Genomic DNA, 24236 nt, shown 5'->3' on the forward strand with positions numbered 1-24236 from the left:
ATGTTGGTCCGAGCATCAGCAGAGAGTGATTCATCGATGGGGACGGTAGATGGTCAGGACGAGGGCGCGACGCATGGGGCTATGGTTTCTGGCGGTGCTGGTGCTGGTGCTGGCGTGGGGCGGCATGGGAGTCTGGCAGCGCGCCAAGCCACTCCCCGAAGGTGTTGGCATGGCATTTCCCGAGCGCCCCGCCGAACAGGTACGTTTTCTGGCCGACCGCACCTGGTATGACGCCCAAGGCAGGCGCCATCTCGACCAGGCCATCTTCGATGAGGCACTGGCGTTGATCGGGCAGGCACGTCGGCTGGTGGTGGCAGACATGTTCCTGTTCAATGACTTCGCCGGGAGTGCCTCCGGCGCGACGTTCCGCCCCCTCTCGGCGCAATTGACCCAGGCGCTGATCGAGCAGAAACGTGACTACCCCGAGCTCGATGCCGTGGTGATCACCGACCCGCTCAACACCCTCTACGGCGGCCTCGCGCTCGATCACTTCGAGCGCCTGCGTCAGGCAGGGGTGCAGGTGGTCGAGACCGATCTGGCCCGACTGCGTGCTTCCAATCCGCTCTGGTCCGGGCTCTGGCACCTGGGTCCGCGTTGGTTTGGCAATCGTGTCGATGACGGCTGGCTGCCCAATGTGCTGGGGCCCGGGCGCGTCACCCTGCGCAGCTATCTGGCCCTGCTCAACTTCAATGCCAATCATCGCAAGACGCTGGTGGTGGATCGTGGCGAAGAGTGGGCGGGGCTGGTGACCTCGGCCAATCCCCATGATGCCAGCAGCCTGCACGGCAATGTGGCGCTGGCCTTCCAGGGGGCGGCAGCACTGGATCTGCTGTCCAGTGAGCGGAGCGTGGCGTCCTGGTCGGGTGTCACCCTGGCCGACCCCGCACCCGGCCCGGCATCCCCGTCGCCGGCGGCCGGGGCTGGAGTGCAGTTGCTGACCGAGGGGGCGATTCGCGATGCCCTGCTGGCCGCCATTTCGGCCAGTGACCCCGATGACCGCCTCGACGTGGCGGTGTTCTATCTGGCCCACCGCGGGGTGATCGAGGCACTGGTGCAGGCGAAAAGCCGTGGCGTGCGGGTGAGGGTGCTGCTCGATCCCAATCGCGACGCCTTCGGCATCGAGAAGGGGGGGATTCCCAATCGGCCGGTGGCCCTCGAGCTGCATCGGCAGGGGGTGGAGGTGCGCTGGTGCGTGACGCATGGCGAGCAGTGTCACACCAAGTTACTGCTGCGTCGTCCCGCCGGCGGCGGTCAGGGCGAGCTGATTCTGGGCTCGGCCAACTTCACGCGACGCAACCTGGATAATCTCAACCTCGAGACCAGTGTGCGCTTGGTGGGGCCGGCCGATACGTCGGCTCTCCAGGAGGCCGGGGCCTTCTTCGATGAGCGCTGGAACAGTTCGCCCGAGCGTACCACCAGCGAGCCGTTTGGCGCCTTCGACAAGGCGCCGCTGTGGCAGCGTCTGCGCTACCGTGCCATGGAGGCGACGGGGCTATCCACCTTCTAGCATCGGCGACAGGCATCGCCTCGCTAGTCATCAGTCCACATGGGTGACGGCCTGGCGACGAGCATCCAGGTGCCAGGGCAGGCCGAGACGGGCATTGCGCTCCAGCTCGGCGATCACCTGGGCACCCAGCAGCAGGATGATCGCGCCGACCTCCAGGCTCAGCAGTACCACGATCAGGGTGGCCAGGGAGCCGTAAACGGCGTTGACGAACGAGAGATTGGCGAAGTAGTAGACCAGCAGCAGGCGAACGCCCTCCCATAGCAGGGCGGCCACGAAGCCCCCTATCAGGGCACGACGCAGGGCGATCCTGACGACCGGGAGCACCTTGTAGATGGCGCTGAACAGCAGGAACACCCCGACGAAGCTTGTCAGGTTGAGTAGTGGCTCGGAGAGCCCGGCCAGGGGCAGACCGTGTCCCGTCAATGCCAGTGTCAGGGTGTTGAGACCGCTGACCAGGCTGACCACCAGCGTGAGTGCCAGCAATCCCGCCCCCAGCACCACCATAAAGGCGTAGGGGAGCAGTACCGAGACCCAGACGCTCCTTCCCTGATGCTGGGAGTCCGGGGCGTGGAAGATGATCGCCAGGGCATCCTCGAGCATGCGGAAGGCGAACGAGCTGAACAGCAGCAGGACAGGAAAGCCCAGCAGGCCGATTACCTCGCGAGACTCGAGTAGGGCACGCACCGCTTCCAGCAGCACCTCGGCGTGGGCCGGTGCCAGGTGGCGGGCCTGGATCGAGAGCACCTCCAGCAGGTGCGCCTTGTCGACCACCTCGGCCAGCAGCACCACCAGCAGGGCAAACAGCGGAACAATGGAGAGCAGGATGTTATAGCCTACCCCGCCGGCGAGCAGCACCCCGCGGTTGCGCAGAAAGGCACAGAGTACCCGCCACAAGAAGCGTGTGACCCGCGGAAGCAGAGTGAGGGCAGGGGAGTGTGCAGGTGAGGGGGGTGTCATCGGCATGGCGATCCGCGGCAGTTACCTCATCATACGCCCGCTCGGCCATCTGTCGTCAACGCGACATTTCGGAGTCAACCCTGCATCTCTTGCGGGGAATGCGCATGGCGGTGTGCTAGTGGAGGCCGCATAATGCGGTGGAGCCTTTACCGGTGACTCCCCGGTATTCTCGGTTACCCACCTTCTTTCGACACTGAGACTCCATGACAAAATTCGAAGAGATCGGCACCGCTTCCATTCCTGGCCAGGGCACCAGGCTGCGCCTGCTCAAGCGAAATGATGAGTTCTCCATTCGCATCGCAGGGTCTCCCGGTGAGCTGATGAACACCCGCCTGCATGGCTCCGAGGATGCCCTGGCAGAGCTGGCGTGTCAGCGAGTTACCGAGCGTCCCGGTGCCCGGGTACTGGTGGGCGGGCTGGGAATGGGCTTTACCCTGGCGGCGGCCCTCGCCGGCCTGGGTGAGGATGCCGAGGTCGTGGTGGCCGAGCTGGTGCCCGGCGTGGTGGAGTGGAATCGAGGGCCGCTAGGTGCTGCCGCTGGCCATCCGTTGGACGATGCGAGAACGCGGGTCGTGGTGGGAGATGTCGGAGAGCTGCTGCGGGACGAGCCTGGCGGCTTCGATGCCATCCTGCTCGATGTCGACAACGGCCCCGAGGGTCTGACACGCCGCGAGAATGACTGGCTTTACTCGCCTGAGGGGCTGGCCGCCGCTCAGCGGGCGCTGCGTCCCAACGGGGTGCTGGCGGTGTGGTCAGCGGGCGAGGATTCGGCCTTCACCGAGCGCCTGCGGCGGGTCGGGCTGCTGGTCGAGACGGTCACGGTCCGGGCCCAGCGCTCGGGCAAGGGGGCCAGGCACTGCATCTGGCTGGCTTGCTGAAATGTCGGACAGGCGAGTCGCAGTGGTGCTTCCTTGCCTGACCCGGCAGCTTGCGAACAGAATCTTACTCCCAGGGAGAACCCCACGATGAATGAAACGGTTGGCGGGGAGCGACTCTCCAAGCGGCTGGCTCGTGAGCTGCCCTGCTCACGCCGCGAGGCCGAGCTCTATATTGCCGGAGGCTGGGTGAGCGTTGACGGCCGGGTCGTCGAGGAGCCCCAGTTCAAGGTCGTCGACCAGGCGGTCACGCTGCTGCCGGGAGCCACCCCCCGGGAGATTTCGCCGGCGACGCTGCTCTACCACTGTCCTGCCGATATGGACGCTAGCGAGGGAGAGGATCTGGCAAGACGCGTGATTCGCAAGGCCACCCACTGGTCGGAGGACCCTGCCGGAAAGGGGGTGTTGAAGGCGCACTTTCGGGGCCTGGTCACCTGCCTGCCGCTGGGGCCCGCGGAAGCGGGCTTGCTGGTGTTCACCCAGGATCGTGGTGTTATCCGACGCCTCGAGGAGAAGCGCTCGCGGCTTGAGGAGGAGTGGTTGGTGGATGTGACCGGCAGCCTGGACGAGCATGGCTTAGCGGCACTGAGAGATGGCCCTGGGCTACCGGGCCAGCGCATGGCAGCGTGCAAGGTCAGCTGGCAAAGCGAGAATCGGCTACGCTTCGCCGTGAAGGGGGCGACCCCGGGTCAGTTCGAGTCGATGTGTCGGGCCGTGGGGTTAGGCGTGGTGGCTAGCCGGCGCCTGCGCATTGGTGGCGTGTCACTGGGTGCGGTGCCGGCCGGGCGATGGCGCTACCTGCGTCGCGACGAGCGCTTCTAAGGCCCGGCGGCGGCACACGGAGGCTCTTTCCCCGGTGGGTGCCGCTCTGTATGCTGATTCTGAGAACTGGCCTCAGCCTGACTTCGGCCATCGCTTGCCGAGTGGGTGTCGACCCCTGGCTGAATCGATAACGAAAAGGATGCATCCATGTCGGAAACCAATCAGACATCACCGTTCAAGGACAACCGCGTGCGTGGCCTCGCCGGGGTGGCAGCCGTCGGCATCGTCTGGGCGATCATCGCCCAGTCCAGTGCTGGCAGCCACAAGGACGCACGGGAAGCGTTGGAAGAAGAGATGGCGGTGCTCGAGTCGCGCAACCAGGCATTGAGCACGCAACTGGAGGAGCGCAGGCAGGCCGGCGAGGAGGTCGAGGCGCTGGAGGCCGAGATCGCCGAGCTCGAGCAGCGTCGCCAGGCCCTGGAAGACGATGTTCAGGCGCGTGAGGCCGAGGCACAGGAGCGCCTGGAAGCCGTTCAGGCCGAGATCAGCAGCGCCGAGAGCCGGCTTGAGGAGCTGCAGGAGTCCCAGAAGGCTCTGGAGACCAGTATCGCGACCCTCGAAGAGGAGCAGGCGACGCTCGAGCAGGCCCTGACGGAGCTGCAGCAGGAGCACGATGCCGTGGCGCAGGCGCGCAGCGATGCCGAAGAGGCACGTGAATCCGCCGAGAGCGCCCGCCAGGAGGCCGAAGCCCAGCGCCAAGAGGCCGAACAGGCGCGCCAGACCGCGGTGGAGGAGCGCCAGGCGGCTGAGGAGGCGCGTCAGCAGGCAGAGGCCCGTCTGGATAGCCTGAACGAAGAGATCGTCTCTCTAGAGGAGAACAAGGCGACGCTCAAGGATGAGGTTGAGTCCAGCAAGGCCGAGCTCGATGAGCTGCAGGCTCGGCTGAGGGAGCTTGGCGAAGAGCGTAATGCCCTGACCCAGGAGCTCGAATCTCTGCGCAGTGAGCGTGATGCGGCCGAGCAGGCGGTCAAAGACGCCCAAGGGCAGCTCGAGGATACCAAGCTTGCCATCGGCATCGGTCGTGATGAGCTGGCCAGCGTGAAGAGCAAGGTCGAGAGCCGGGAGACGCAGCTTCAGGAGCTGGAGTCCCAGCTGGCCTCCTGGCGCCGCAAGCTCGAGTCGCTGCAGATCGGTAGTGAGGCGTCAAGCGGCGAGGAGGCAGCGTCCTCGGCTAACCAGAGTGAAACCGGCATGGAAACCGAGGCCGCAAGTACGCAGCAGAATGGTAACGCTCCGAATCGGGATGGCGAGGAGGCATCGTCCCCTACCGAGACCGATATCGGCCATGATGCCGAGGCCGGTAGTGTGCCACAGGGCGATGGCGATGCCCCGAGCCAGGGCGATCAGGGTGAAGCCACCGACACGGGGGCGAGCGTCGAGTCGGACGCAGAGGCCTCTACCCGGCAGGAGTAAGACAGGGCGATATCGCGTCGCGAGAACGGCGGGCCAGCAAGGCCCGCCGTTCGTTTATGGCGGGTTCGGTCGCCTTGCCCCAGGGCGTATAATGGTACTCAGCGCGTCGGCCGCGAGCCGGCCCGAAGAATCCAAGAGAGAAGGAGCAGGACGTGATCGAAGGGGTCAAGCATATTGTCGCCGTGGCATCCGGCAAGGGCGGGGTCGGCAAGTCCACCGTCACCGTGAACCTGGCCCTGGCAATGGCCGCGGAAGGCTATCGCGTGGGCATCCTGGATGCCGATATCCACGGCCCCAGCCAGGCCCAGATGCTTGGTGTGGGCGAAGGCGTGCGTCCTCAGGGCGCCGGTGAGAATGCCATGCATCCGCTCCAGGCCCATGGCATTCAGGCCATGTCCATGGCCTTCATGGTGGATATCCGTGAGCCCATGGTGTGGCGCGGGCCGATGGTGGCGGGTGCCTTCCAGCAGCTCATGAATCAGACCGTCTGGGACAACCTGGACTACCTGTTTGTCGACATGCCCCCGGGCACCGGCGATATTCAGCTGACCCTGGCCCAGAAGGTACCGGTGGATGGCGCGGTGATCGTCACCACGCCCCAGGATATCGCGCTGCTGGACGCTCGCAAGGGCATCGAGATGTTCCGCAAGGTCAATGTGCCGGTGCTTGGGGTGGTGGAGAACATGTCGCTGCATACCTGCTCGAACTGCGGGCATGCGGAGCCGATCTTCGGCGAGGGGGGCGGCGAGCGTATCGCCCAGGAGTACGAAACCCGAGTGCTGGGGCGTCTGCCACTCTCGCTCTCCATTCGCGAGCAGGTTGATGGTGGCCGGCCCACTGTGGTGGCCGAGCCGGAGGGCGAGGTGACCGGCACCTTCCGGGACATGGCGCGCCAGGTGGCCGCACAGCTGCAGGGTAAGACCAGCGACGGACCGAGCATCTCGTTCAGCGACTGAACCCTTGAACAGGCACAGCGGCGTGACGCCCATGCCCGGGGCCGTTATCATGGCAGCCCCGGGCACCGTCTGCCCCCGACTTTCACAGCCGCAGGATAGGTTTCGATGAGCATCAAGTCCGACAACTGGATTCGCCGCATGGCCGAGCAGGAGGGGATGATTGAACCCTTCGAGGCCGATCAGGTTCGCTATGTGAACGAGCGTCGGGTGATCTCCTACGGAACGTCCAGCTACGGGTACGATGTGCGTTGTGCCGACGAGTTCAAGGTGTTCACCAATATTCATTCGGCGGTCGTGGATCCCAAGGCCTTCGACGACAAGAGCTTCGTCGATGTGAAGGGAGACGTCTGCGTGATCCCGCCGAACTCCTTTGCCCTGGCGCGTACCGTGGAGTACTTCCGCATCCCGCGCAGCGTGCTGACCATCTGCCTGGGAAAATCCACCTATGCTCGTTGTGGCATCATCGTCAACGTGACTCCGCTGGAGCCTGAGTGGGAGGGGCATGTCACCCTGGAGTTTTCCAACACCACCAACCTGCCGGCCAAGATCTACGCCAATGAGGGCGTGGCACAGATGCTGTTCCTGGAGTCCGACGAGGTGTGTGCGACCTCCTACAAGGATCGTGGCGGAAAATATATGGGCCAGCGGGGTGTGACCCTGCCGCGTACCTGACCCGGCTTCGCCGGGCCAGGAGCCTGAGGAGCGGCGCTTCGCGCCTGGAAGCCTGAAGCTGGAAGAAGAATCGCCCCCACGGCCTTGCCATGGGGCGATTCACATTAGGCTGCTATCCAGCTTACGGTTCCAGATCCTCGTCCAGCTCCTCGGCGGCATCGGCATGGGACATGCGCAGGCCATGAGGCGGCAGCGGCGTGCCATCGAGGGTCCCCCCCTGACCCGTGAACTGCAGGCGTCCCTCGAGGCACCACTTCACGGCGATGGGGTAGATCAGGTGCTCCCGGGCATGCACCTTCTCCTTCAGCGTTTCCTCGCTCTCCTCTCCGGCGAGTTCGACCACGGCCTGCATCAGGACCGGTCCGCCGTCGAGCTCCTCGGTAACGAAGTGCACGCTGCAGCCGTGCTGGGTGACGCCGTCGGCCAGTGCCCGGGCATGGGTATTGAGGCCCTGGTAGTCGGGCAGCAGCGACGGGTGGATATTGATCAGCCGCCCCATGAAGCGTTGCACGAAACGCGGGGTGAGAATACGCATGAAGCCGGCGAGGACGACCAGGTCCGGCTCGTGGCGCTCGATCACCTTGATCAGGGCGCCATCGTAGGCGTCGCGACTCTCGTACTCGCGGTGGGGCAGGACCACGGCATCGATACCCGCCTCCCGAGCACGGGTCAGTCCGTAGGCCTCGGGCTCGTTGGAGACGACCGCGACGATTTCGCCACCCAGCTCGTCGTGAGTCTGAGCATCGATCAACGCCTGAAGGTTGCTGCCGTTGCCGGAGATCAGCACCACCACCCGGCGGATGTCGGCGGGTTCTGGGGTGAAGTCCTGCAAGGTGTCGCTCTCGTAACGCTCGCTCATCCTGCCAGGTTCTCCAGGATCACCTGTTCACCATCGGCCCCGCCGGCGACGATCTCGCCGATACGGTAGACCGTCTCGCCCTGCGCCTGAAGGTGGGCTCGCGCCTCGTCGGCCTTCTCGGCCGGCACCACGATGACCATTCCGATGCCGCAGTTCAGTACCCGGTACATCTCCTCCTCGGCCACGTTACCCTGCTCGCGCAGCCACTCGAAGATCGCCGGGCGCTCCCAGGCGGTGACGTCGACCCGGGCGGCCAGGCCTTCGGGCAGTACCCGGGGCAGGTTCTCGGTGAGGCCTCCGCCGGTGATATGGGAGAGGGCATGGACCGGAACGGCACTCACCTTGATCAACGACAGCAGCGGCTTCACATAGATGCGTGTCGGTGCCATCAGTGCATCGCCCAGCGACTCGCCGTCGAGTTCTGTCTCCAGCGAGGCACCGGAGACCTCCAGGATCTTGCGGATCAGCGAGTAGCCGTTGGAGTGAGGCCCGGATGAGGCCATGCCCAGTAGCACGTCGCCCTCGGCGACCCGCTTGCCGTCGAGGATCTCGGACTTCTCTACGATGCCGACGCAGAAACCGGCCAGGTCATAGTCGCTGCCGGCGTACATGCCAGGCATCTCGGCGGTCTCGCCGCCGACCAGGGCGCAGCCGGCCTTCTCGCACCCGACGCCGATTCCTTCGACCACATCGGCGGCGATCTCCACATCGAGCTTGCCCGTGGCATAGTAGTCAAGGAACTGCAGCGGCTCGGCACCGGCCACGACCAGGTCGTTGACACACATCGCGACCAGATCGATGCCGATGGTGTCGTGGCGGCCCAGATCCATGGCCAGGCGCAGCTTGGTGCCAACGCCATCGGTGCCCGAGACCAGCACCGGCTCGCGGTAGCCCTTGGGCAGTTCACAGAGGGCGCCGAAGCCACCTAGTCCACCCATCACTTCCGGCCGGGTGGTACGCTTGGCGACCCCCTTGATGCGGTCGACCAATGCATTGCCGGCGTCAATATCGACACCGGCGTCCTTGTAGCTGAGCGAGGGGCGTTTGGAGGAGTCGGTCATCGGGAGTCCTGTCGGGTAGTCGATGCAGCGAGAGTCGCCGCATGGTAGGCAAATCAGGGCCAGAATTGTAGCATCACCGCGAACGGCTGGCAGCCCGTCGGCGGTCGCGAAACAAGGAGGTAGCAATGCGCAGGCAATGGTGGGTTGCAGCCGGGGTGGCAGCGCTGGCGTTGTGGTTCTTTATCAGTATCGAGCCGGTGTTGATGCCGTTCTTCGTCAGCATGGTGCTGGCCTATCTCGGTGACCCCCTGGCCGACCGCCTGGAGGCACTGGGCCTGTCCCGCCGGCTCTCCGTATCGCTTGTGTTCCTGTTGCTGACACTGGTCATCGTGGTTGCCCTGCTGCTGGTCGTGCCGGTGCTGGGGCGTCAGCTCGGCCAGCTGGTGGAGTCGCTGCCGGCGGTGCTCAACTGGGTGCAGCAGACGATGGTGCCGAGGGTCCAGTCGCTGACCGGGCTGGACCTCACCACCGATATCGACGCCCTGCGTCAGGCGGTGGTGGACAACTGGAAGGAGACCGGCACCTTCGCGGCGACCCTGCTCTCGGGGGTGTCGCGCTCGGGTCTGGCGCTGGTCGGCTGGATCGGCAATCTGGCGCTGATTCCAGTCGTCACCTTCTACCTGCTGCTCGACTGGGACGTCCTGGTGGCCAAGGTGCGTGACTGGCTGCCGAGACGCTGGGAAAATACCGCGAAGCGCCTGGCTGGCCAGTGTGACGAGGTGCTGTCATCGTTCCTGCGCGGTCAGCTGATCGTGATGCTGTGCCTGGGCATCATCTATGCCATCGGTCTGACGCTGCTGGGCGTGCGTTTCGGCCTGTTGATCGGACTGCTGTCGGGGCTGGCCAGCATCGTGCCCTATCTGGGCGTGATCGTAGGCATCAGCGTGGCGGGGGTGGTGGCCTTCTTCCAGAGCGGTGAGTGGTGGATGCTGCTGGGCGTGGCAGCCGTGTTCGGTTTCGGCCAGCTGGTCGAAAGCGTGGTGCTGCAGCCCAAGCTCCTGGGCGACAAGATAGGCCTGCATCCGGTGGCGGTGATCTTCGCGGTACTGGCCGGTGGCAATCTGTTCGGCTTTACCGGAGTGCTGCTGGCGCTGCCGGCCGCTGCTGTGATCATGGTACTCTTGCGGGAACTCAATGCCCGCTACAAGAGCAGTGCCTTGTACGACGAGACCGTCAATCATCGCCACGACAAGGAGTCACCATGAGCCGTGCGCCCGCGCAGCTGCCACTGGGCGTGGGGCTGCGTGACGATGCTACCTTCGTCAACTTTCACGCCGGCCCCAATGCCACCCTGGTGGGGCGCCTGACCCAGCAGCTGGAACAGGAGGGGGAGCCCTTCCTCTACCTGTGGGGCGCGCCGGGCGTGGGGCGGAGCCATCTTCTTCAAGCGGCTTGCCATGGGGCCTCGGATCAGGATCGGCGTGCGCTGTATCTACCGCTGGAGGAGCTTGGCCACTTCCCCCCGCTGATGCTCGAGGATATCGAGCGCCTGGATCTGGTGGCCATCGATGATCTGGATCGGGTGGTGGGGCGGCCACGCTGGGAGGAGGCCTTGTTTCACGCCTTCAATCGTCTGCGTGATGCCGGCAAGCGGCTGGTTGTGGCCGCCGAGGCGCCCCCACGCCAGCTCCCCGTGAAGCTGCCCGACCTGGCCTCGCGCCTGACCTGGGGCGTGACCTTTCATGTCCAGGGGCTGGATGATGCGGGACGCCTGGCTGCCCTCCAGCTGCGTGCCCGGGTGCGTGGCATGCTGCTCACCGATGACGTGGCTCGCTACATCCTGCACCGCGGACCGCGTCGCCTCGACGAGCTGTTCCGCCTGCTGGAGGAGCTGGATCGGGCCTCGCTCTCCGCCCAGCGCAAGCTGACCATTCCCTTCGTCAAGCAGGCGCTGGGCTGGTAGAACCACTGAGGTGTCAGCGTGAGAGTGGCACCTCTCGCTGCTGTCCGTTGCCCAGCGAGATCTGGCGGATTACCACCCGGGGCTTGCCAGTCCGGGGGTCGGGGCCGGCGCCCGAGACGTAGAACTCGCCGGCTGGCAGGCCGGCGATCCGGAAATAGCCATTGCCATCGGTGCGCGTGGTGTGGGTGTACTCCCTCGCCCTGGGGTCGGCGGGTTTCACGGCGATCCCGGCCAGGGCCTTCTCGGCAGCTTCCGCCGAGTAGCTGGTGACCGGTGCCACCGAGACGCCGGCATCCGGAATGGGTTGCCCGCTCAGCGTCAGCCGACCGGATACCACCGCGCTGCCCTGCTTCTCGAGCCTGGCATACTCGCTCTCCGGGAAGGCGACCTCCCGGTTGGCGCGGGCTGGAGTGGCGTCACGCTGTGCCTCGCGAGTTTCCTGCGGGGCGTCGCGCTGGGTTTCACCTCGCTCGATGACCTCGATGCGCTCTGTGGGGGCGGGGGGGACGACCTCGCAGCCAGCCAGCACCAGTGCCGCCAGAACGAGGGGGATATGGCGTTTCATGATGAGCTTCCTATCCGGTTTCGTGTCGATGGGGCGCCCCGTGCCTCGACCAAGGGTAGCGTAAAAGGGGCGCCGAAGGCAGGTCGTAACCAACGCAAACCGCCGCCCTGATGGGGCGGCGGTTCAGGCTCTCGAGGAGCGCGGGGAGGGCAGCCCCCCCTGGTGTCAGCGCTTACTGGCTGGCCTTGGTGCTGGCCGCCTGAGCCTGCTTGACACTCTCCTCGGTCAGCTTCTGGCTCTGCTGGACAAAGTCCTGCTGCAGGGAAGCGACCTTTTCGGCATCACCCTTGAGACGCTCGGCGAGGTCCTTGGCGACTTTCTGCTGGCCTTCCATGTAGGAGCGCAGGCCTTCGGCATCCTTGACGCTCATCAGGCTGCGAAGCTGGGCCAGGCCGGTATCGGTGTAGGCCTTGGTGGCGTCCAGTTGGGCGTGGGCCAGCTTCTCGCTGTAGTCCACCGCCAGGTTGGCATAGGCGCGTGCCGGGGCGAAGAAGATGGACTCGAACTGCTTGGTGTCGAAGGCCTTGGTGTCGAAGGCCTTGGTGTCGAAGTTGAAGGCGTTCATCATGGTGGAACCTCCTGGTTTCACTGTGCACATGGGAGCGATTTCTGCTCTGTTGCAATGCACAATAGCAGAGCGTCTTGTGCAGCGCAACATCGATATCGCCGATTATCTCGACGAGCGCAGGGAGAGGCGGGCCTTGCCGAATTCGTCCGGCGGCACCATGGTGGGAGGGAGTCATTCACTACCCACATCAGGAGGCGAGAGATGAGCGCGACGCGTAGCGAACGTGACAGCATGGGGACACTGGAGGTGCCGGCGGAGGCGCTCTATGGGGCCCAGACCCAGCGTGCGGTCAATAACTTCCCGGTCTCGGGTCAGGCGATGCCGCCCCCCTTCATCCATGCCATCGCCCGCATCAAGCTGGCCGCTGCGCGGGTAAATGCCGAGCTGGGCCTGCTCGATGCCGAACGCGCGGAGGCGATCGTCACCGCCGCCGAGGAGGTGATTCGTGGTGAGCATGATGATCACTTCCCGGTGGATGTCTTTCAGACAGGCTCCGGCACCTCCAGCAACATGAATGTCAACGAGGTGCTGGCCAACCTTGCCAGCCGTGAGGAGGTAGAGGTGGGCCCCAATGACCATGTCAATATGGGGCAGTCCAGCAACGACGTGATTCCCACCGCCATTCATGTCGCGGCGTCGCTGGAGGTGACCAACCGGCTACGGCCCGCCCTGGTGCATCTACGTGAGACCATCGACCATCGCGCCACTGAGCTCGATGGTGTGGTCAAGACCGGTCGCACGCATCTGATGGACGCCATGCCCTTGCGCATGAGCCAGGAGCTGGGTGGTTGGTCGAGCCAGCTGGGGCAGGCGATCGAGCGGTTCGATAGTGCCCTGGTCAGGCTCTGTCGGCTGGCCCAGGGAGGCACGGCGGTGGGAACCGGGATCAATGCCCATCCGGAATTTGCCACTCGCATGGCCGCGGAACTCTCCGCCCAGACCGGTCTCGCCTTTACCCCCAATGACAGCTTCTTCGCCAGCCTGGGCTCACAGGATGCGGCGGTGGAACTCTCCGGCCAGCTCAGGGGCCTGGCCTGCGTGATCATGAAGATCGCCAATGACCTGCGCTGGATGAACTCCGGTCCTCTGGCGGGCCTCGGCGAGATCGAACTGGAGGCCCTGCAGCCGGGCAGCTCGATCATGCCGGGCAAGGTCAACCCGGTCATTCCGGAGTCGGCGGCCCAGGCGGCCGCTCAGGTGATCGGGCACGATACCGCGATTACCGTTGCCGGGCAGAGCGGCAATTTCCAGCTCAATGTGATGCTGCCGCTGGTGGCTCACAACCTGCTGAGCTCGATCACCCTGATGAGCAACACCGCCTGGCTGCTCGGCAATCGGACCATCGCCACTTTCCAGGTGCGTGAAGATAATCTCGCCGAGCCGCTGTCACGCAACCCCATCCTGGTCACGGCGCTGAACTCGGTGATCGGCTACAACGCTGCGGCGGCCATCGCCAAGCAGGCCTATCAAGCCGGCAGGCCGATCATCGAGGTGGCAGAGGAGCAGACCGATCTCTCCCGCGAGGAGCTGGAACGTCTGCTGGACCCCGTGGCACTGACGCGAGGGGGGATTCCGGAATAGCCGGGCGAAGCCCGAAGCTGGAAGAGCGTCGCTTCGCTCCTGGAAGCGAGAAGCTGGAAGAGCCCCTCCTGACCCAATGCCGGTGGGTTCCTGCTGTTTTCCAGCTTCCAGCTTACTCTTGCTGCTCTTTCACCTTGCCCAGGCGGGCGGTTTCCCGAGCCTCGCGGTGCTCGGCCTGTTCGGCGTCGGGGGTATCATGCTCATCGGCTCGGACAGGCCGGAAGCAGAGCGTGCTCAGGATCGGAAAGTGGTCCGAGCCGAATCCGTCGAGTCGTTTCAGCTCGCGCAGGGTGAAGTGTTCACTGGTGAAGACGTGGTCCAGCGGCCAGCGTAGCAGGGGATACTTGGCATGGAAGCTGCTGAACATGCCGCGACCACGGCGCGGGTCGAGCATGCCACTGACCCGGCAGAACAGCCGGGTGGTACGTGACCAGGCGACATCGTTGAGATCTCCGGCCACCAGTGTCGGTACCGGGTCCGCGTGAATGGCCCTGCCGACCAGCAGCAGTTCGGCGTCGCGCCACAGGGACTCCTTGCTCTCACCGGGGGCAGGTGGACGCGGATGCAGGGCATGGAAGCGGATCTCGTCGCCGCAGCGTAGCCGGACGCCGGCCAGAATCGACGGAATGTCGTCCTGAATCAACCACTCGACCCGGGGTGAGATCAGGGGCAGGCGGGAGTAGAGATGCATGCCATAGAGGTTATCCAGCGGAATCCGCACGGCATGGGGCCATTCATGGTTCAGGGCGGCATCCAGCTGCTCCTGCCACCAGCCATCCGACTCCAGCGTCAGCACGATATCGGGTCGGTGATTGTGTATCTGGGTGATCAGATCCCGGGCATTGCGGTTGGGGGTGAGCACATTGGCGATCATCAGCGTCAGGCAGCGATCATCGTTGCCCGGCTCGGCTGCTTTAACCTGCACCGGCCAGAGCGGGGTCCACGGCAGCACATAGGCGAGCTGGATCGCCACGACCAGCAGACAGGCGCTCAGGCCGACCCACGACCAGGGGCCGTCGGAGAATGCCCCGATGGGCAGCAGCAGCAGGGCGACACTGGCCAGCTGCACGCGAGGGAATTCGGCGATGCGAATCCACCACCAGGTGACGCGCAGCCGGGCCGCCAGGGTAATGACGAGCAACAGCAGGGCAAGCGCGGCGTAGAGAATGGAGATCATGGCGCTGGCTCACTTGTGGGTTGTGGCACCAGCATACCCTGTCGCGTTTCCTGGCTCGACTGTTGCTGGCACGACGTTAATTGGCCCGACGTTTGTTGGCTCGATCATTGCCGCTTCGCCTGGGGCACGCGGACTCGACTACATGACGCGGCGGCGCAGCAGGGCGGTAATGGCCTCCCCAACCAGGACCAGCAGGATGATGGCGACCAGGATAGTCGCCACCGTCTGCCAGGCGAAGGTGTCGATGGAGCCCTGCAGGATCACGCCGATGCCGCCGGCCCCGACCAGCCCCAGCACCGTGGATTCCCGGATATTGATGTCCCAGCGCAGGATGACGATGGCGAAGAAGGCCGGGACCACCTGAGGGACGATGGCATAGACGATCACCTTCGCCTTCGAGGCACCGGTGGCCTCCATGGCCTCCACCGGGCGGCGGTCGATCTCCTCGATGGCCTCGCCCATCAGCTTGCCGATGAATCCCACCGAACGACACATGATGGCGAGTATTCCGGCCAGCACGCCGGGGCCGAAGATCGCCACAAACAGGAGTGCCCAGATGATGGTATTGACCGAGCGACTCGCCACCAGGATGAAGCGACCTAGCCACAGGCAGGCACGATTGGGCGTGGTGTTCTGGGCGGCAATATAGGAGACCGGCAGAGCGATGAAGATGGTCAGCATGGTGGCAAGGGTGGCGATATGCACGGTCTCGACCATGGCATCGAGGATCTCGCCGAGTCGGCTCGGGTCCGGCGGCCACATGCGAGACCCCAGGCTCGAGATCTGGTTGGGCGCATCCCACACCCAGGGCCAGAAGATGTCGATATCGCGTACCGCCCAGACCACCAGCATCAGCGTCACCAGCATCACGCCGTAGCGGACAAGCTGTTCCCGAGGGGTATGGCGTCGCCAGATGCGAGCGGCCAGCAGGTCGTCGTTGTCTACCATATCCTCTTCCTTACCCAGCCGCTGACGCCCTCGCTGATGAGTATTACCGCGATGATCACCAGCAGGATGGCGAAGGCGAAGTCATAGTCGTAGCGTCCGAAGGCATTCATCAGGGTACTGCCGATGCCCCCCGCTCCGACGATCCCTACCACCGCAGAGGCGCGCAGATTGCTGTCGAGCTGATACATGGAGAGCCCCACCTGACGCGGCAGGATCTGGGGGAAGACGGCATAGTAGAGCGTTGCCAGGTAACCGGCGCCGGTGGAGCGCATGGCTTCCACCTGGCCCCAGTCGATCTCCTCGATCTCCTCGGCGAGCAGCTTGCCGACGAAGCCGATGGAGTAGAGGGTCAGGGTCAGGATCCCTGCCAGGGGGCCGAAGCCGACGGCAGCCACGAAGAGGATGGCGACGATCACCGGGTGGAAGCTGCGAGACACGATGATCACCGTGCGGCCCAGCAGGTAGATCGGCAAGGGAGCGATGTTGCGTGCCGCCATTACCGCGAAGGGGATCGACAGCAGGACCCCGAGCAGCGTGGCGAGAATGGCGATCTGCAGGCTCTCCGTAAAGCCGGTCAGCAGCAGGTCGAAGCGGGAGAAGTTCGGCGGAAAGCCTCCACCGAAGATGCGCGCCGCCCGTGGCAGCCCTTCGCCGATGCGCTCCCAGTTGAAGGGCAGGGTGGCCAGTGCCCAGCTCAGATAGCCAGCCAGCAGGACCAGCAGGCCATAGCGCAACAGGGGGTTGGCGATAAAGGATGGCTTGCGCCAGGCGCGGGCGCCGCGCTTCTCGCCGGGATCAGGTCCGGTCATGATCGGTCTCCCGCTCCTCCGTGCCCGTCTCGGGTGTCGTGGTCGCGTCTTCCGGCGACTCGATGCCGCCGTAGATGGCGTCCAGTGCCTCCTTTTCGAACTCGCCGGGCGTGCCATCGAAGATCATGGTGCCGTGTCTCAGGCCGACGATACGGTCGGTGTAGCTCCTGGCCTGGGCCACGTTATGGATATTGATCAGTACCGGGAGTGATAGCTCGCTGGCCAGGCTCTGCAGCAGCATCATGATCTGTTCCGAGGTGCGTGGGTCCAGTGATGCCGTGGGCTCGTCGGCCAGCAGCACCTCCGGTTCCTGCATCAACGCACGCACCACCCCTACCCGTTGGCGCTCACCACCGGAGAGTTCGTCGGCACGCTTGTTGGCATAGTGAGCGATCCCCACGCGTTCCATCAGTACGAAGGCGCGCTCGATATCCTCCGCCGGAAAACGACGTGTCACGGCCTGGAAGAGGCTGACGTAGCCCAGTCGGCCGGCCAGCACGTTCTCCATCACGGTGAGGCGGTCGATCAGGTTGAAGCCCTGGAAGACCATGCCTATCTTGCGTCGCACGCGGCGGAGCTCCCGCTGGCGCAGGTTGATGATCTCGGTGCCGTTGAGCCTGATCGACCCCGAGGTGGGCTCCACGAGGCGGTTGATGCAGCGCAGCAGGGTGCTCTTCCCTGCGCCTGAGGCGCCGACGATGGCGACGACACTATCGCCCTCCACGGCAAGATCGAGCCCCTTGAGCACGGGCTCGTCCTGACCGTAACGCTTGATCAGGTTGGTTATCTCCAGCATCGGCGGATCCAGGCAGGCGAAGGAGCGACGGAGTGACAGAGACGCCGGCCTTAGAGCCGGCCGGCGTCGTCTTGTCAGCGAGGATTACTCGAGGTTATCGGGGGTGTACTCGACCCCGTTGGCACTCTGGATGGTGCGGATCACCTTCCAGTGCTCCTGATAGTTGATGGGGATAAACTTCTCGACCCCCTCGAACTCCTCGCCCAGCTCGGTGCCGGCGAAGTCGAAGCTGAAGAAGGCCTCCTCGATCCTGTCGACCAGGTCCGGGTGCAGGTTATGGGCGTAGTTGTAGGAGGTGGTCGGGAAGCTGTCCGACTCATAGAGGATCTTGACGTCATCCGGGTCATACAGGCCACGAGCGGCCATGCGCTCGACGACCTCCGAGGCGACCGGGGCGGCGTCGTAGTCCTGGGCCACCACGCCGAGCATGGACTGGTCGTGGCTTCCGGAGTAGACCACCTCATAGTCTTCGCCAGGGACGATGCCCATCTCGGGGAACAGGGCTCGCGGCGCCTGGTTGCCGGAGTTGGAGGTGGGCGAGGTATGGGCGACCCGCTTGCCCTTGAGATCCTCCAGCTCGTCGATGCCGGAGTCGACGTGGGTATAGAGCTGAAGGGTATAACCGAAACGCCCGTCGTCGGAGCCCATCAGCGCGAAGGGCACGGCCCCCGCCAGGTTGACGGCGAAGGGGGTGGGGCCGGTGGAGAAGCCGGCAATATGCAGGCGACCGCTGCGCATCGCCTCGACCTGAGCCGAGTTGGACTGCACGGCGAAGAAGCGCACATCGCGTCCGGTCACCTCCTCGAGGTGTTCGATGAATGGCTGCCAGATATCGGAATAGATCGCCGGATCTTCCACCGGGGTGTAGGCGAAGATCAGGGTGTCGGGGTCGGCCCACTCGGACTCGTCGGTCGGCCGGTCGGCGACCATGTCGCCGTTCTCGTCGCAGTAGATGGCATCCAGGGCGCCGCGTTCGCACTCCTCCTGAGCCTGGGCCTGGGTCGTGGCCAGCAGGGAGAGGGGCAGCAGCGAGGAGAGGGCCAGCGTGGCGAGCGGGAGCTTTCGAGACCGGAAAGGATGGTGGATCATGGTGTGCCTCGTGAGATTATTGTTGTGTGACGCGTTCGGAAGTCGACATGTGAATGATTGATTCCGAATACCATCAACCCAATCTAGAGTTCGGGATGAAAGCATGTCAACCACTTTCCCTGCCGTGACAGATCAGTGGCAGAACCGTTACCTGCTGATGCGCCATGGCCACAGCCTGGCCAACCAGCAGGGGGTGATCATCAGCTCGCCGGAGCGCGGGCTGGCCGATTACGGCCTCTCCCGCCAGGGGCAGCAGCAGCTCGATCGTCTGCTGTCTATCTGGCACTGGGCGGTCCCCGACCGCATTCTGCATTCGGACTTCCGGCGTACCAGCGAGACGGCAGAGCGCATCGCAGGGCACTTCGGGCTCGCGCTCGACGCCGAGCCGCGCCTGCGGGAACGCCACTTCGGCAGCCTCGAGGGCGAACAGGATGACCGCTATGCCGAGGTCTGGGCCAGTGATTCCCGCGACCCGGGCCACCACCAGGCGGGGGTCGAGAGCGTGGTCGAGGTGGCGGCACGGATGCGGGCGGTGATCGCCGAGCTGGAGCGGCGCCATAACGGGGAGAGCATCCTGCTGGTCAGCCACGGAGATCCGTTGCAGATCCTGCTGACCGCCCTGGAGGGGCGTGAGCTGAGCCGGCATCGCGAGCGCGAGCCGCTCAGCCCGGCGAGCATCATCCCCTTGCCGTCGGCGCCTGCTGTTCCGGGTGGCGGCTGATCCGTCGGGCCAGGTAGTGATCCAGCTGCTGTTGCTGGTCGGCTGTCAGGCTCAGTCCGAGCTTGGTTCGCCGCCACAGGATGTCATCGAGGGAGCGCGCCCACTCCCGTTCGATAAGGTAGTCCACCTCGGCGGCCGTCAGTCCGGCGCCGAACGCCTCGCCGAGAGCGGCCTGGGAGTCCTTGCCGTCGAGAAAGGTGTGGCACAGGCTGCCATAGGTGCGTGCAAAGCGCCGCGCCTGGGCGGTGTCCAGAAAGGGGTAGGTCGTCAGCAGGCGTGCCTCGAAGCCGGCCTGGTCGCCGATATCCCCCCCGGGCAGTGGGGTGGCGGCGGTCCAGGCGGCGGCCATCCTTGGGAGATATGGGCTCAGGGCCGTCAGGGCCGCCTCGGCGAGCTTTCGGTAGGTGGTGATCTTGCCGCCGAATACCGAGAGCAAGGGGGCGCCCCGGGTATCCAGGTCGAGGGTGTAGTCTCGGGTCATGGCCGAAGGATCCGCCGACTCGTCGTCGCAGAGTGGGCGTACGCCGGAGAAGGTGCGGATTACGTCATCACGGGTAAGCCGGGCGGTGAAGTGAGCGTTGATCACCGAGAGCAGGTAGTCGACCTCCTCCTCGCTGGCTTCGACCTTGGCGGGGTCGCCCCGGTAGCGCCGGTCGGTGGTGCCGATCAGGCTGAACCCCTCATCATAGGGCAGCACGAAGACGATGCGTCCGTCGCTGTTCTGAAGGATAAAGGCGCGCTCATCCTGGTTGAGGCGGGGCACCACCAGATGGCTGCCCTGGATCAGGCGCACCCCGTAGCGTGAAGTCCTTCTGGCCTGGCGACTTACCACCTCTTCCACCCATGGGCCGGCGGCGTTGACCAGGGTGCGGCAACGCCGGGTCAGGCGTCGGCCCGAATCGGACTCTTCCAGCTCGATCTCCCATTGACCCTCCGCCTCCTTGATCCCGATACAGCGTGTGCCGACCAAGATCTCGGCGCCGTTGTCGCGGGCCTGGATGGCATTTAGCACCACCAGGCGGGCGTCATCCACCCAGCAGTCGGAGTATTCGAATCCGCGAGTGATCTCTGGAATCAGGCCCAGGTCTGGGGTAAGCGTGATGGCCCGTGAGCCAGGCAGTTTCTTGCGCTTGCCGAGATGATCGTAAAGGAACAGCCCGGCACGCAGCATCCAGGTCGGGCGCAGGTGAGAGCGGTGCGGGAGGATGAAGCGCAGTGGCCAGATGATATGCGGGGCCTTGGCGAGCAGCACCTCACGCTCGCGCAGGGCCTCGCGCACCAGGCGAAACTCGTGATGCTCCAGATAGCGCAAGCCACCGTGGATCAGCTTGCTGCTGGCCGACGAGGTGGCGCCGGCGAGGTCCCCCTGCTCGCACAGGCCGACCGTCAGGCCACGGCCGGCGGCATCGTTGGCAATGCCGCTGCCGTTGATGCCGCCGCCGATCACGAAGAGGTCGAGCACCTCATCGGACGTATCGTTCATGGGGCTTCCTTCCGGAGTATCCGGCGTCGCATGATGTTTGAATTCGAAAATATACGAAAGCAAAACGAACATCAAGGCGCGGCCTTGCCCCTGGCCAGGCGGGTCACCGTGTACATCTCGGGCGAGAGGCGTCGGGCGAGAAAGGGGGAGTCAGGCGATATGCAGTGCTACATCATGCTGCTCGAGCAGGCGGCAGATGGCGTCGGGTGGTGTGCGGTCGGTAAACAGGGCGTCGAGCTGGGTCAGGTTGCCCTGTCGAACCACCGGGTTGCGCTGGAACTTGGAGTGGTCGGTGGCCAGAAAGATCTTGCGGGAGTTGCGGATGATGGCCTGTGCGACACGCACTTCCTGATAGTCGAACTCCAGCAGTGAGCCATCCTCGTCGATGCCGCTGATGCCGATGATGCCGAAGTCGACCTTGAACTGGTTGATGAAGTCGATGGTCGCCTCGCCGATGATGCCGCCATCGCGGGAGCGGACCTGACCGCCGGCGATGATCACGTTGAAGTCCTCCTTGTGCTGGAGAATCGCCGCCACATTGAGATTGTTGGTGATCACCTCCAGCCCCTGGTGGGCGAGCAGTGCCTCGGCGATCACCTCGTTGCTGGTACCGATGTTGATGAACAGCGAGGAGTGGTCGGGCACGTGTCGGGCGAGCAGGGCAGCGATACGCTGCTTGGCCTCGAGGTTGAGGGTCTTGCGGGTCGAGTAGGCGGTATTGACGGTGCTCGACTCCAGCCCAGCCCCACCATGGACGCGGCGGATGCGCCCCTCGGCGGAGAGGGTGTTGAGGTCGCGGCGGATGGTCTGGGGCGTGACCGCGAAGTGTTCGGTGAGCTGCTCGATACTGGCATAGCCCTGGCGACGCACCAGCTCGATGATCGCGTCCTGGCGTTGCTGTTGGTTCATGGGGTCTCCTCGGCTTCCCGGATTCTATGTCATCGCCACGGCCCTCGCGGGTGGCGTGTCGGTGCGTTGGCGTTTGAGCGCGGTGATCGACTGGAGTAGTCTGAATGATCATAAACGAACATTGCCATCAGGGCTTCGCCCAGTTTTGCCATTAACCCCGTCACAGGATGCTTGCCATGGCTTCTTACCTTCTAGCCATTGACCAGGGCACTACCAGCTCCCGCGCAATCCTCTTCGATCGCCATGGGGAGTGCGTGGCTTCGGCACAGCGTGAGTTTCCCCAGCACTTTCCCCACGATGGCTGGATTGAGCATGACCCCGAGGATATCTGGGAGAGCGTGCTCGCCACCTGTCGCGAGGTGCTGGCCGAGGCGGGGGTGCCCCCCCAGGCGATCGCCGGGGTCGGTATTACCAATCAGCGCGAGACGACCCTGGTGTGGGATCGGAACACCGGGCAGCCGCTATACAACGCCATCGTCTGGCAGGACCGCCGCACCGACGAGGCGTGCCATGCCTTGCGCCGGGCGGGGCATCTTGATGATGTTCAGGCGCGAACGGGTTTGCTGATCGACCCCTACTTCTCGGCCACCAAGCTGGCCTGGCTGCTCGACGAGGTGCCTGATGCCCGGGCCCGGGCCGAGCGTGGCGAGCTGGCCTTCGGCACCGTCGATACTTTCCTGATCTGGCGTCTGACCGGTGGTCGAGTGCATGCCACCGATGCCACCAACGCCTCGCGTACGGCCCTGTTCAATATTCATGAACAGTGCTGGGACGAGGCGCTGCTGGCCCTGTTCGATATTCCGGCGAGCCTGCTGCCCGAGGTCAAGGACTCCAGCGACGACTTTGGTGTGCTGGAGCGCCAGTGGCTGGGGCATGAGCTGCCCATCGCGGGGGTGGCGGGCGACCAGCAGGCCGCCCTGGTCGGACAGGCCTGCTTCTCGCCGGGCATGGGCAAGAGTACCTATGGCACCGGCTGCTTCATGATCGTCAACACCGGGGAGAGCCCCGAGGTCTCGCGCAATCGCCTGCTGACCACGGTGGCCTACCGGTTGAATGGCAAGCCCACCTACGCCATGGAGGGCAGCATCTTCGTGGCGGGGGCCACCGTGCAGTGGTTGCGAGACGGCCTGCGGCTGTTTGCCGATGCCGCCGAGACGGAAGCCCTGGCCTGCCAGACCCGCAGTGGGCACAGCGTCTATCTGGTGCCGGCCTTTACCGGTCTCGGGGCACCGCACTGGGATCCCAGGGCACGAGGTGCCATTCTTGGTCTGACCCGGGACACCGGGATTGCAGAGATCGTGGCCGCCGGGCTGCAGGCCGTCTGCTATCAGACTCGGGACCTGCAGGCGTGCATGGATGACGATATGGCGGCATCCCCGGGCATCCTGAGGGTCGATGGCGGCATGGTCGCCAACAATTGGGTGATGCAGTTTCTCGCTGACATGCTCGGTGTCTCGGTGGATCGGCCGACGGTGCTGGAGACCACGGCACTCGGCGCGGCCTATCTTGCCGGCCTGCGCCTGGGTTGGTATCGCGACCTCGAGGAGATTGCCGGGCTCTGGCGGTGTGAAAGGCGATTTTCGCCGCAGATGGACGAAGGGGAGCGTGAGCGCCTCTATGCCGGCTGGAAGGAGGCCGTCGAGCGGGTGCGCACCCAGTAGTCCTGTGCCGGGCCAAGATGCTGATTCCTCGGCCTTGGCGGGAATATTGGGCTTGCATTTTCGGAATGGATGGGTAGAATACGCATCCGTTGCCACGCATGATGCCATGCGGCAGACGAGATGCAGGACCATAGCTCAGTTGGTTAGAGCGCCACGTTGACATCGTGGAGGTCGGCGGTTCAAATCCGCCTGGTCCTACCAGACTTCGAATCACCCCCGCAGCCTCGCTGCGGGGGTGATTTGCTATGCAGGCGTGCTAGGTGAGGTCGGTGCGCTCGATAAAGGTGGCGACCAGGGCCTCGACTCCCTCCCGGTCGGCGGCATTGAAGCGGGCTTGCCGCGGGCTGTCCAGATCAAGCACGCCCCACAGGTGATCGTTCACGATGACCGGTACGACCAGCTCGGACCGCGATGCTGCATCGCAGGCGATATGGTCGACCACGGCGTGGACGTCATCCACCCGCTGGGTGGTGCGAGTGCGTGCCGCGGCACCACACACCCCCTTGCTGAAGGGGATCGGGTGGCAGGCCGGCTTGCCCTGGAAGGGGCCCAGGGTAAGCAGTTCGGGCTCGCCCTGTAGATAGAAGCCGACCCAGTTAAGGTCGGCTACCTGCTCCATGATAAAGGCGCAGGTCTGGGCGCTATTGGTCAGCCAGTCACGGGTATCCAGCAGCGCCGCCAGTTGGCGGTTCAGCAGCGAGTAGTCGGGTGTCATCTTGGCTCCTTGAAACGCAAGGGCCGGCCTTGCGGCCGGCCCTTTAGCTATCCGAGTCATTCGTCACTCGGGGCTGATCCGTCGCCAAGCCTTCGAGGAGGCGCTGTGAACCCTTCCCTGGGCGCTACCGACGCCGTCCATGGCCTAGGACCTCCTCTTCGGCTTGCCCCCGGCGCCCCTCGCGGCAGG

The 24236-nt window shown here is 64.8% G+C and carries 24 protein-coding genes and 1 tRNA gene; 12 read left to right on the forward strand and 13 right to left on the reverse strand.

The window, feature by feature from the left end:
• The first annotated feature begins 73 nt into the window (after window positions 1-73).
• Complete coding sequence (locus tag GRB80_RS03435) at window positions 74-1507, forward strand: phospholipase D family protein (RefSeq protein ID WP_161422544.1); 1434 nt, start codon at window positions 74-76, stop codon at window positions 1505-1507.
• Window positions 1508-1537: 30 nt separating this feature from the next.
• Here the strand turns inward: GRB80_RS03435 and GRB80_RS03440 are convergent, their stop codons facing one another.
• Window positions 1538-2464, reverse strand: coding sequence for a YihY/virulence factor BrkB family protein (locus GRB80_RS03440; protein WP_161422545.1), 927 nt, complete (start codon window positions 2462-2464; stop codon window positions 1538-1540).
• A 203-nt stretch (window positions 2465-2667) separates the two neighbouring features.
• Here GRB80_RS03440 and GRB80_RS03445 point away from each other — a divergent pair, with 203 nt between their 5' ends.
• The 5 genes from GRB80_RS03445 to dcd all read left to right on the forward strand — a co-directional run bounded on the left by GRB80_RS03445 (window position 2668) and on the right by dcd (window position 7202).
• Window positions 2668-3342 (forward strand): spermidine synthase, encoded by a 675-nt coding sequence (locus GRB80_RS03445; protein WP_161422546.1) that lies wholly within the window; start codon window positions 2668-2670, stop codon window positions 3340-3342.
• An 87-nt stretch (window positions 3343-3429) separates the two neighbouring features.
• Entirely contained in the window at window positions 3430-4161 is a 732-nt protein-coding gene (locus tag GRB80_RS03450; RefSeq protein WP_161422547.1) for an RNA pseudouridine synthase, read from the forward strand.
• Window positions 4162-4308: 147 nt separating this feature from the next.
• Window positions 4309-5574 carry a coiled-coil domain-containing protein gene (locus GRB80_RS03455; RefSeq protein ID WP_161422548.1) on the forward strand — a complete coding sequence of 422 codons (1266 nt, stop codon included), beginning with the start codon at window positions 4309-4311 and terminating at the stop codon, window positions 5572-5574.
• 155 nt (window positions 5575-5729) lie between these two features.
• The gene (apbC, locus tag GRB80_RS03460) at window positions 5730-6530 is read left to right on the forward strand and encodes an iron-sulfur cluster carrier protein ApbC (protein ID WP_374708620.1); all 801 of its coding nucleotides are present in this window, start codon (window positions 5730-5732) and stop codon (window positions 6528-6530) included.
• A gap of 105 nt (window positions 6531-6635) precedes the next feature.
• The gene (gene dcd / locus GRB80_RS03465) at window positions 6636-7202 is read left to right on the forward strand and encodes a dCTP deaminase (protein ID WP_132042428.1); all 567 of its coding nucleotides are present in this window, start codon (window positions 6636-6638) and stop codon (window positions 7200-7202) included.
• A gap of 121 nt (window positions 7203-7323) precedes the next feature.
• Here dcd and purN read toward each other — a convergent pair whose 3' ends face one another.
• Window positions 7324-8061 carry a phosphoribosylglycinamide formyltransferase gene (gene purN / locus GRB80_RS03470; RefSeq protein ID WP_161422550.1) on the reverse strand — a complete coding sequence of 246 codons (738 nt, stop codon included), beginning with the start codon at window positions 8059-8061 and terminating at the stop codon, window positions 7324-7326.
• Window positions 8058-9122: a phosphoribosylformylglycinamidine cyclo-ligase gene (gene purM / locus GRB80_RS03475; RefSeq protein ID WP_161422551.1), complete on the reverse strand. Its 1065-nt coding sequence runs from the start codon at window positions 9120-9122 to the stop codon at window positions 8058-8060. Before purM ends, purN begins: the two co-directional genes overlap by 4 nt.
• Before the next feature lie 125 nt (window positions 9123-9247).
• Between purM and GRB80_RS03480 the strand changes: the two genes are divergently transcribed.
• A complete protein-coding gene (locus tag GRB80_RS03480; RefSeq protein ID WP_161422552.1) occupies window positions 9248-10327 on the forward strand; it encodes an AI-2E family transporter in 1080 nt (359 codons plus the stop codon).
• A complete protein-coding gene (gene hda, locus GRB80_RS03485) occupies window positions 10324-11025 on the forward strand; it encodes a DnaA regulatory inactivator Hda (protein WP_161422553.1) in 702 nt (233 codons plus the stop codon). The genes GRB80_RS03480 and hda overlap by 4 nt, the downstream gene beginning before the upstream one ends.
• A 13-nt stretch (window positions 11026-11038) precedes the next feature.
• Here hda and GRB80_RS03490 read toward each other — a convergent pair whose 3' ends face one another.
• Both GRB80_RS03490 and GRB80_RS03495 read right to left on the reverse strand, forming a co-directional pair.
• Complete coding sequence (locus GRB80_RS03490) at window positions 11039-11590, reverse strand: carboxypeptidase-like regulatory domain-containing protein (protein WP_161422554.1); 552 nt, start codon at window positions 11588-11590, stop codon at window positions 11039-11041.
• 172 nt (window positions 11591-11762) lie between these two features.
• On the reverse strand, window positions 11763-12155 hold the full coding sequence (locus GRB80_RS03495) for a phasin family protein (RefSeq protein ID WP_374708619.1): 393 nt from the start codon (window positions 12153-12155) through the stop codon (window positions 11763-11765).
• Between the two features lie 204 nt (window positions 12156-12359).
• Here GRB80_RS03495 and GRB80_RS03500 point away from each other — a divergent pair, with 204 nt between their 5' ends.
• The gene (locus GRB80_RS03500; protein WP_161422556.1) at window positions 12360-13739 is read left to right on the forward strand and encodes a class II fumarate hydratase; all 1380 of its coding nucleotides are present in this window, start codon (window positions 12360-12362) and stop codon (window positions 13737-13739) included.
• A gap of 112 nt (window positions 13740-13851) precedes the next feature.
• Here GRB80_RS03500 and GRB80_RS03505 read toward each other — a convergent pair whose 3' ends face one another.
• From GRB80_RS03505 to phnD, 5 genes are all read right to left on the reverse strand, one after another.
• Window positions 13852-14916: an endonuclease/exonuclease/phosphatase family protein gene (locus GRB80_RS03505; RefSeq protein WP_161422557.1), complete on the reverse strand. Its 1065-nt coding sequence runs from the start codon at window positions 14914-14916 to the stop codon at window positions 13852-13854.
• A 138-nt stretch (window positions 14917-15054) separates the two neighbouring features.
• Complete coding sequence (gene phnE, locus GRB80_RS03510) at window positions 15055-15864, reverse strand: phosphonate ABC transporter, permease protein PhnE (protein WP_132044859.1); 810 nt, start codon at window positions 15862-15864, stop codon at window positions 15055-15057.
• The gene (gene phnE, locus GRB80_RS03515) at window positions 15858-16673 is read right to left on the reverse strand and encodes a phosphonate ABC transporter, permease protein PhnE (protein WP_161422558.1); all 816 of its coding nucleotides are present in this window, start codon (window positions 16671-16673) and stop codon (window positions 15858-15860) included. The genes phnE (GRB80_RS03510) and phnE (GRB80_RS03515) overlap by 7 nt, the downstream gene beginning before the upstream one ends.
• A complete protein-coding gene (gene phnC / locus GRB80_RS03520) occupies window positions 16660-17469 on the reverse strand; it encodes a phosphonate ABC transporter ATP-binding protein (RefSeq protein ID WP_132044855.1) in 810 nt (269 codons plus the stop codon). Before phnC ends, phnE (GRB80_RS03515) begins: the two co-directional genes overlap by 14 nt.
• A gap of 84 nt (window positions 17470-17553) precedes the next feature.
• Window positions 17554-18558, reverse strand: coding sequence for a phosphate/phosphite/phosphonate ABC transporter substrate-binding protein (gene phnD, locus GRB80_RS03525; protein WP_161422559.1), 1005 nt, complete (start codon window positions 18556-18558; stop codon window positions 17554-17556).
• 103 nt (window positions 18559-18661) lie between these two features.
• Here phnD and GRB80_RS03530 point away from each other — a divergent pair, with 103 nt between their 5' ends.
• Window positions 18662-19279 carry a histidine phosphatase family protein gene (locus GRB80_RS03530; RefSeq protein ID WP_237561910.1) on the forward strand — a complete coding sequence of 206 codons (618 nt, stop codon included), beginning with the start codon at window positions 18662-18664 and terminating at the stop codon, window positions 19277-19279.
• Here the strand turns inward: GRB80_RS03530 and glpD are convergent.
• Both glpD and GRB80_RS03540 read right to left on the reverse strand, forming a co-directional pair.
• The gene (glpD, locus tag GRB80_RS03535; RefSeq protein WP_237561911.1) at window positions 19236-20762 is read right to left on the reverse strand and encodes a glycerol-3-phosphate dehydrogenase; all 1527 of its coding nucleotides are present in this window, start codon (window positions 20760-20762) and stop codon (window positions 19236-19238) included. The two genes, GRB80_RS03530 and glpD, sit on opposite strands and share 44 nt — an antisense overlap.
• A gap of 150 nt (window positions 20763-20912) precedes the next feature.
• A complete protein-coding gene (locus GRB80_RS03540) occupies window positions 20913-21671 on the reverse strand; it encodes a DeoR/GlpR family transcriptional regulator (RefSeq protein ID WP_132044849.1) in 759 nt (252 codons plus the stop codon).
• 176 nt (window positions 21672-21847) lie between these two features.
• Between GRB80_RS03540 and glpK the strand changes: the two genes are divergently transcribed.
• Complete coding sequence (gene glpK / locus GRB80_RS03545; RefSeq protein WP_161422561.1) at window positions 21848-23332, forward strand: glycerol kinase GlpK; 1485 nt, start codon at window positions 21848-21850, stop codon at window positions 23330-23332.
• Between the two features lie 124 nt (window positions 23333-23456).
• Window positions 23457-23533: transfer RNA gene (locus tag GRB80_RS03550), tRNA-Val, on the forward strand.
• 55 nt (window positions 23534-23588) lie between these two features.
• On the opposite strand, the gene GRB80_RS03555 is transcribed toward GRB80_RS03550, so the two are convergent.
• Complete coding sequence (locus tag GRB80_RS03555) at window positions 23589-24047, reverse strand: GAF domain-containing protein (protein WP_132044845.1); 459 nt, start codon at window positions 24045-24047, stop codon at window positions 23589-23591.
• Window positions 24048-24236 lie beyond the last annotated feature (189 nt).

This window comes from Halomonas icarae, from assembly GCF_009901955.1.
In the GTDB taxonomy this organism is placed as follows: Bacteria; Pseudomonadota; Gammaproteobacteria; order Pseudomonadales; family Halomonadaceae; genus Halomonas; species Halomonas icarae.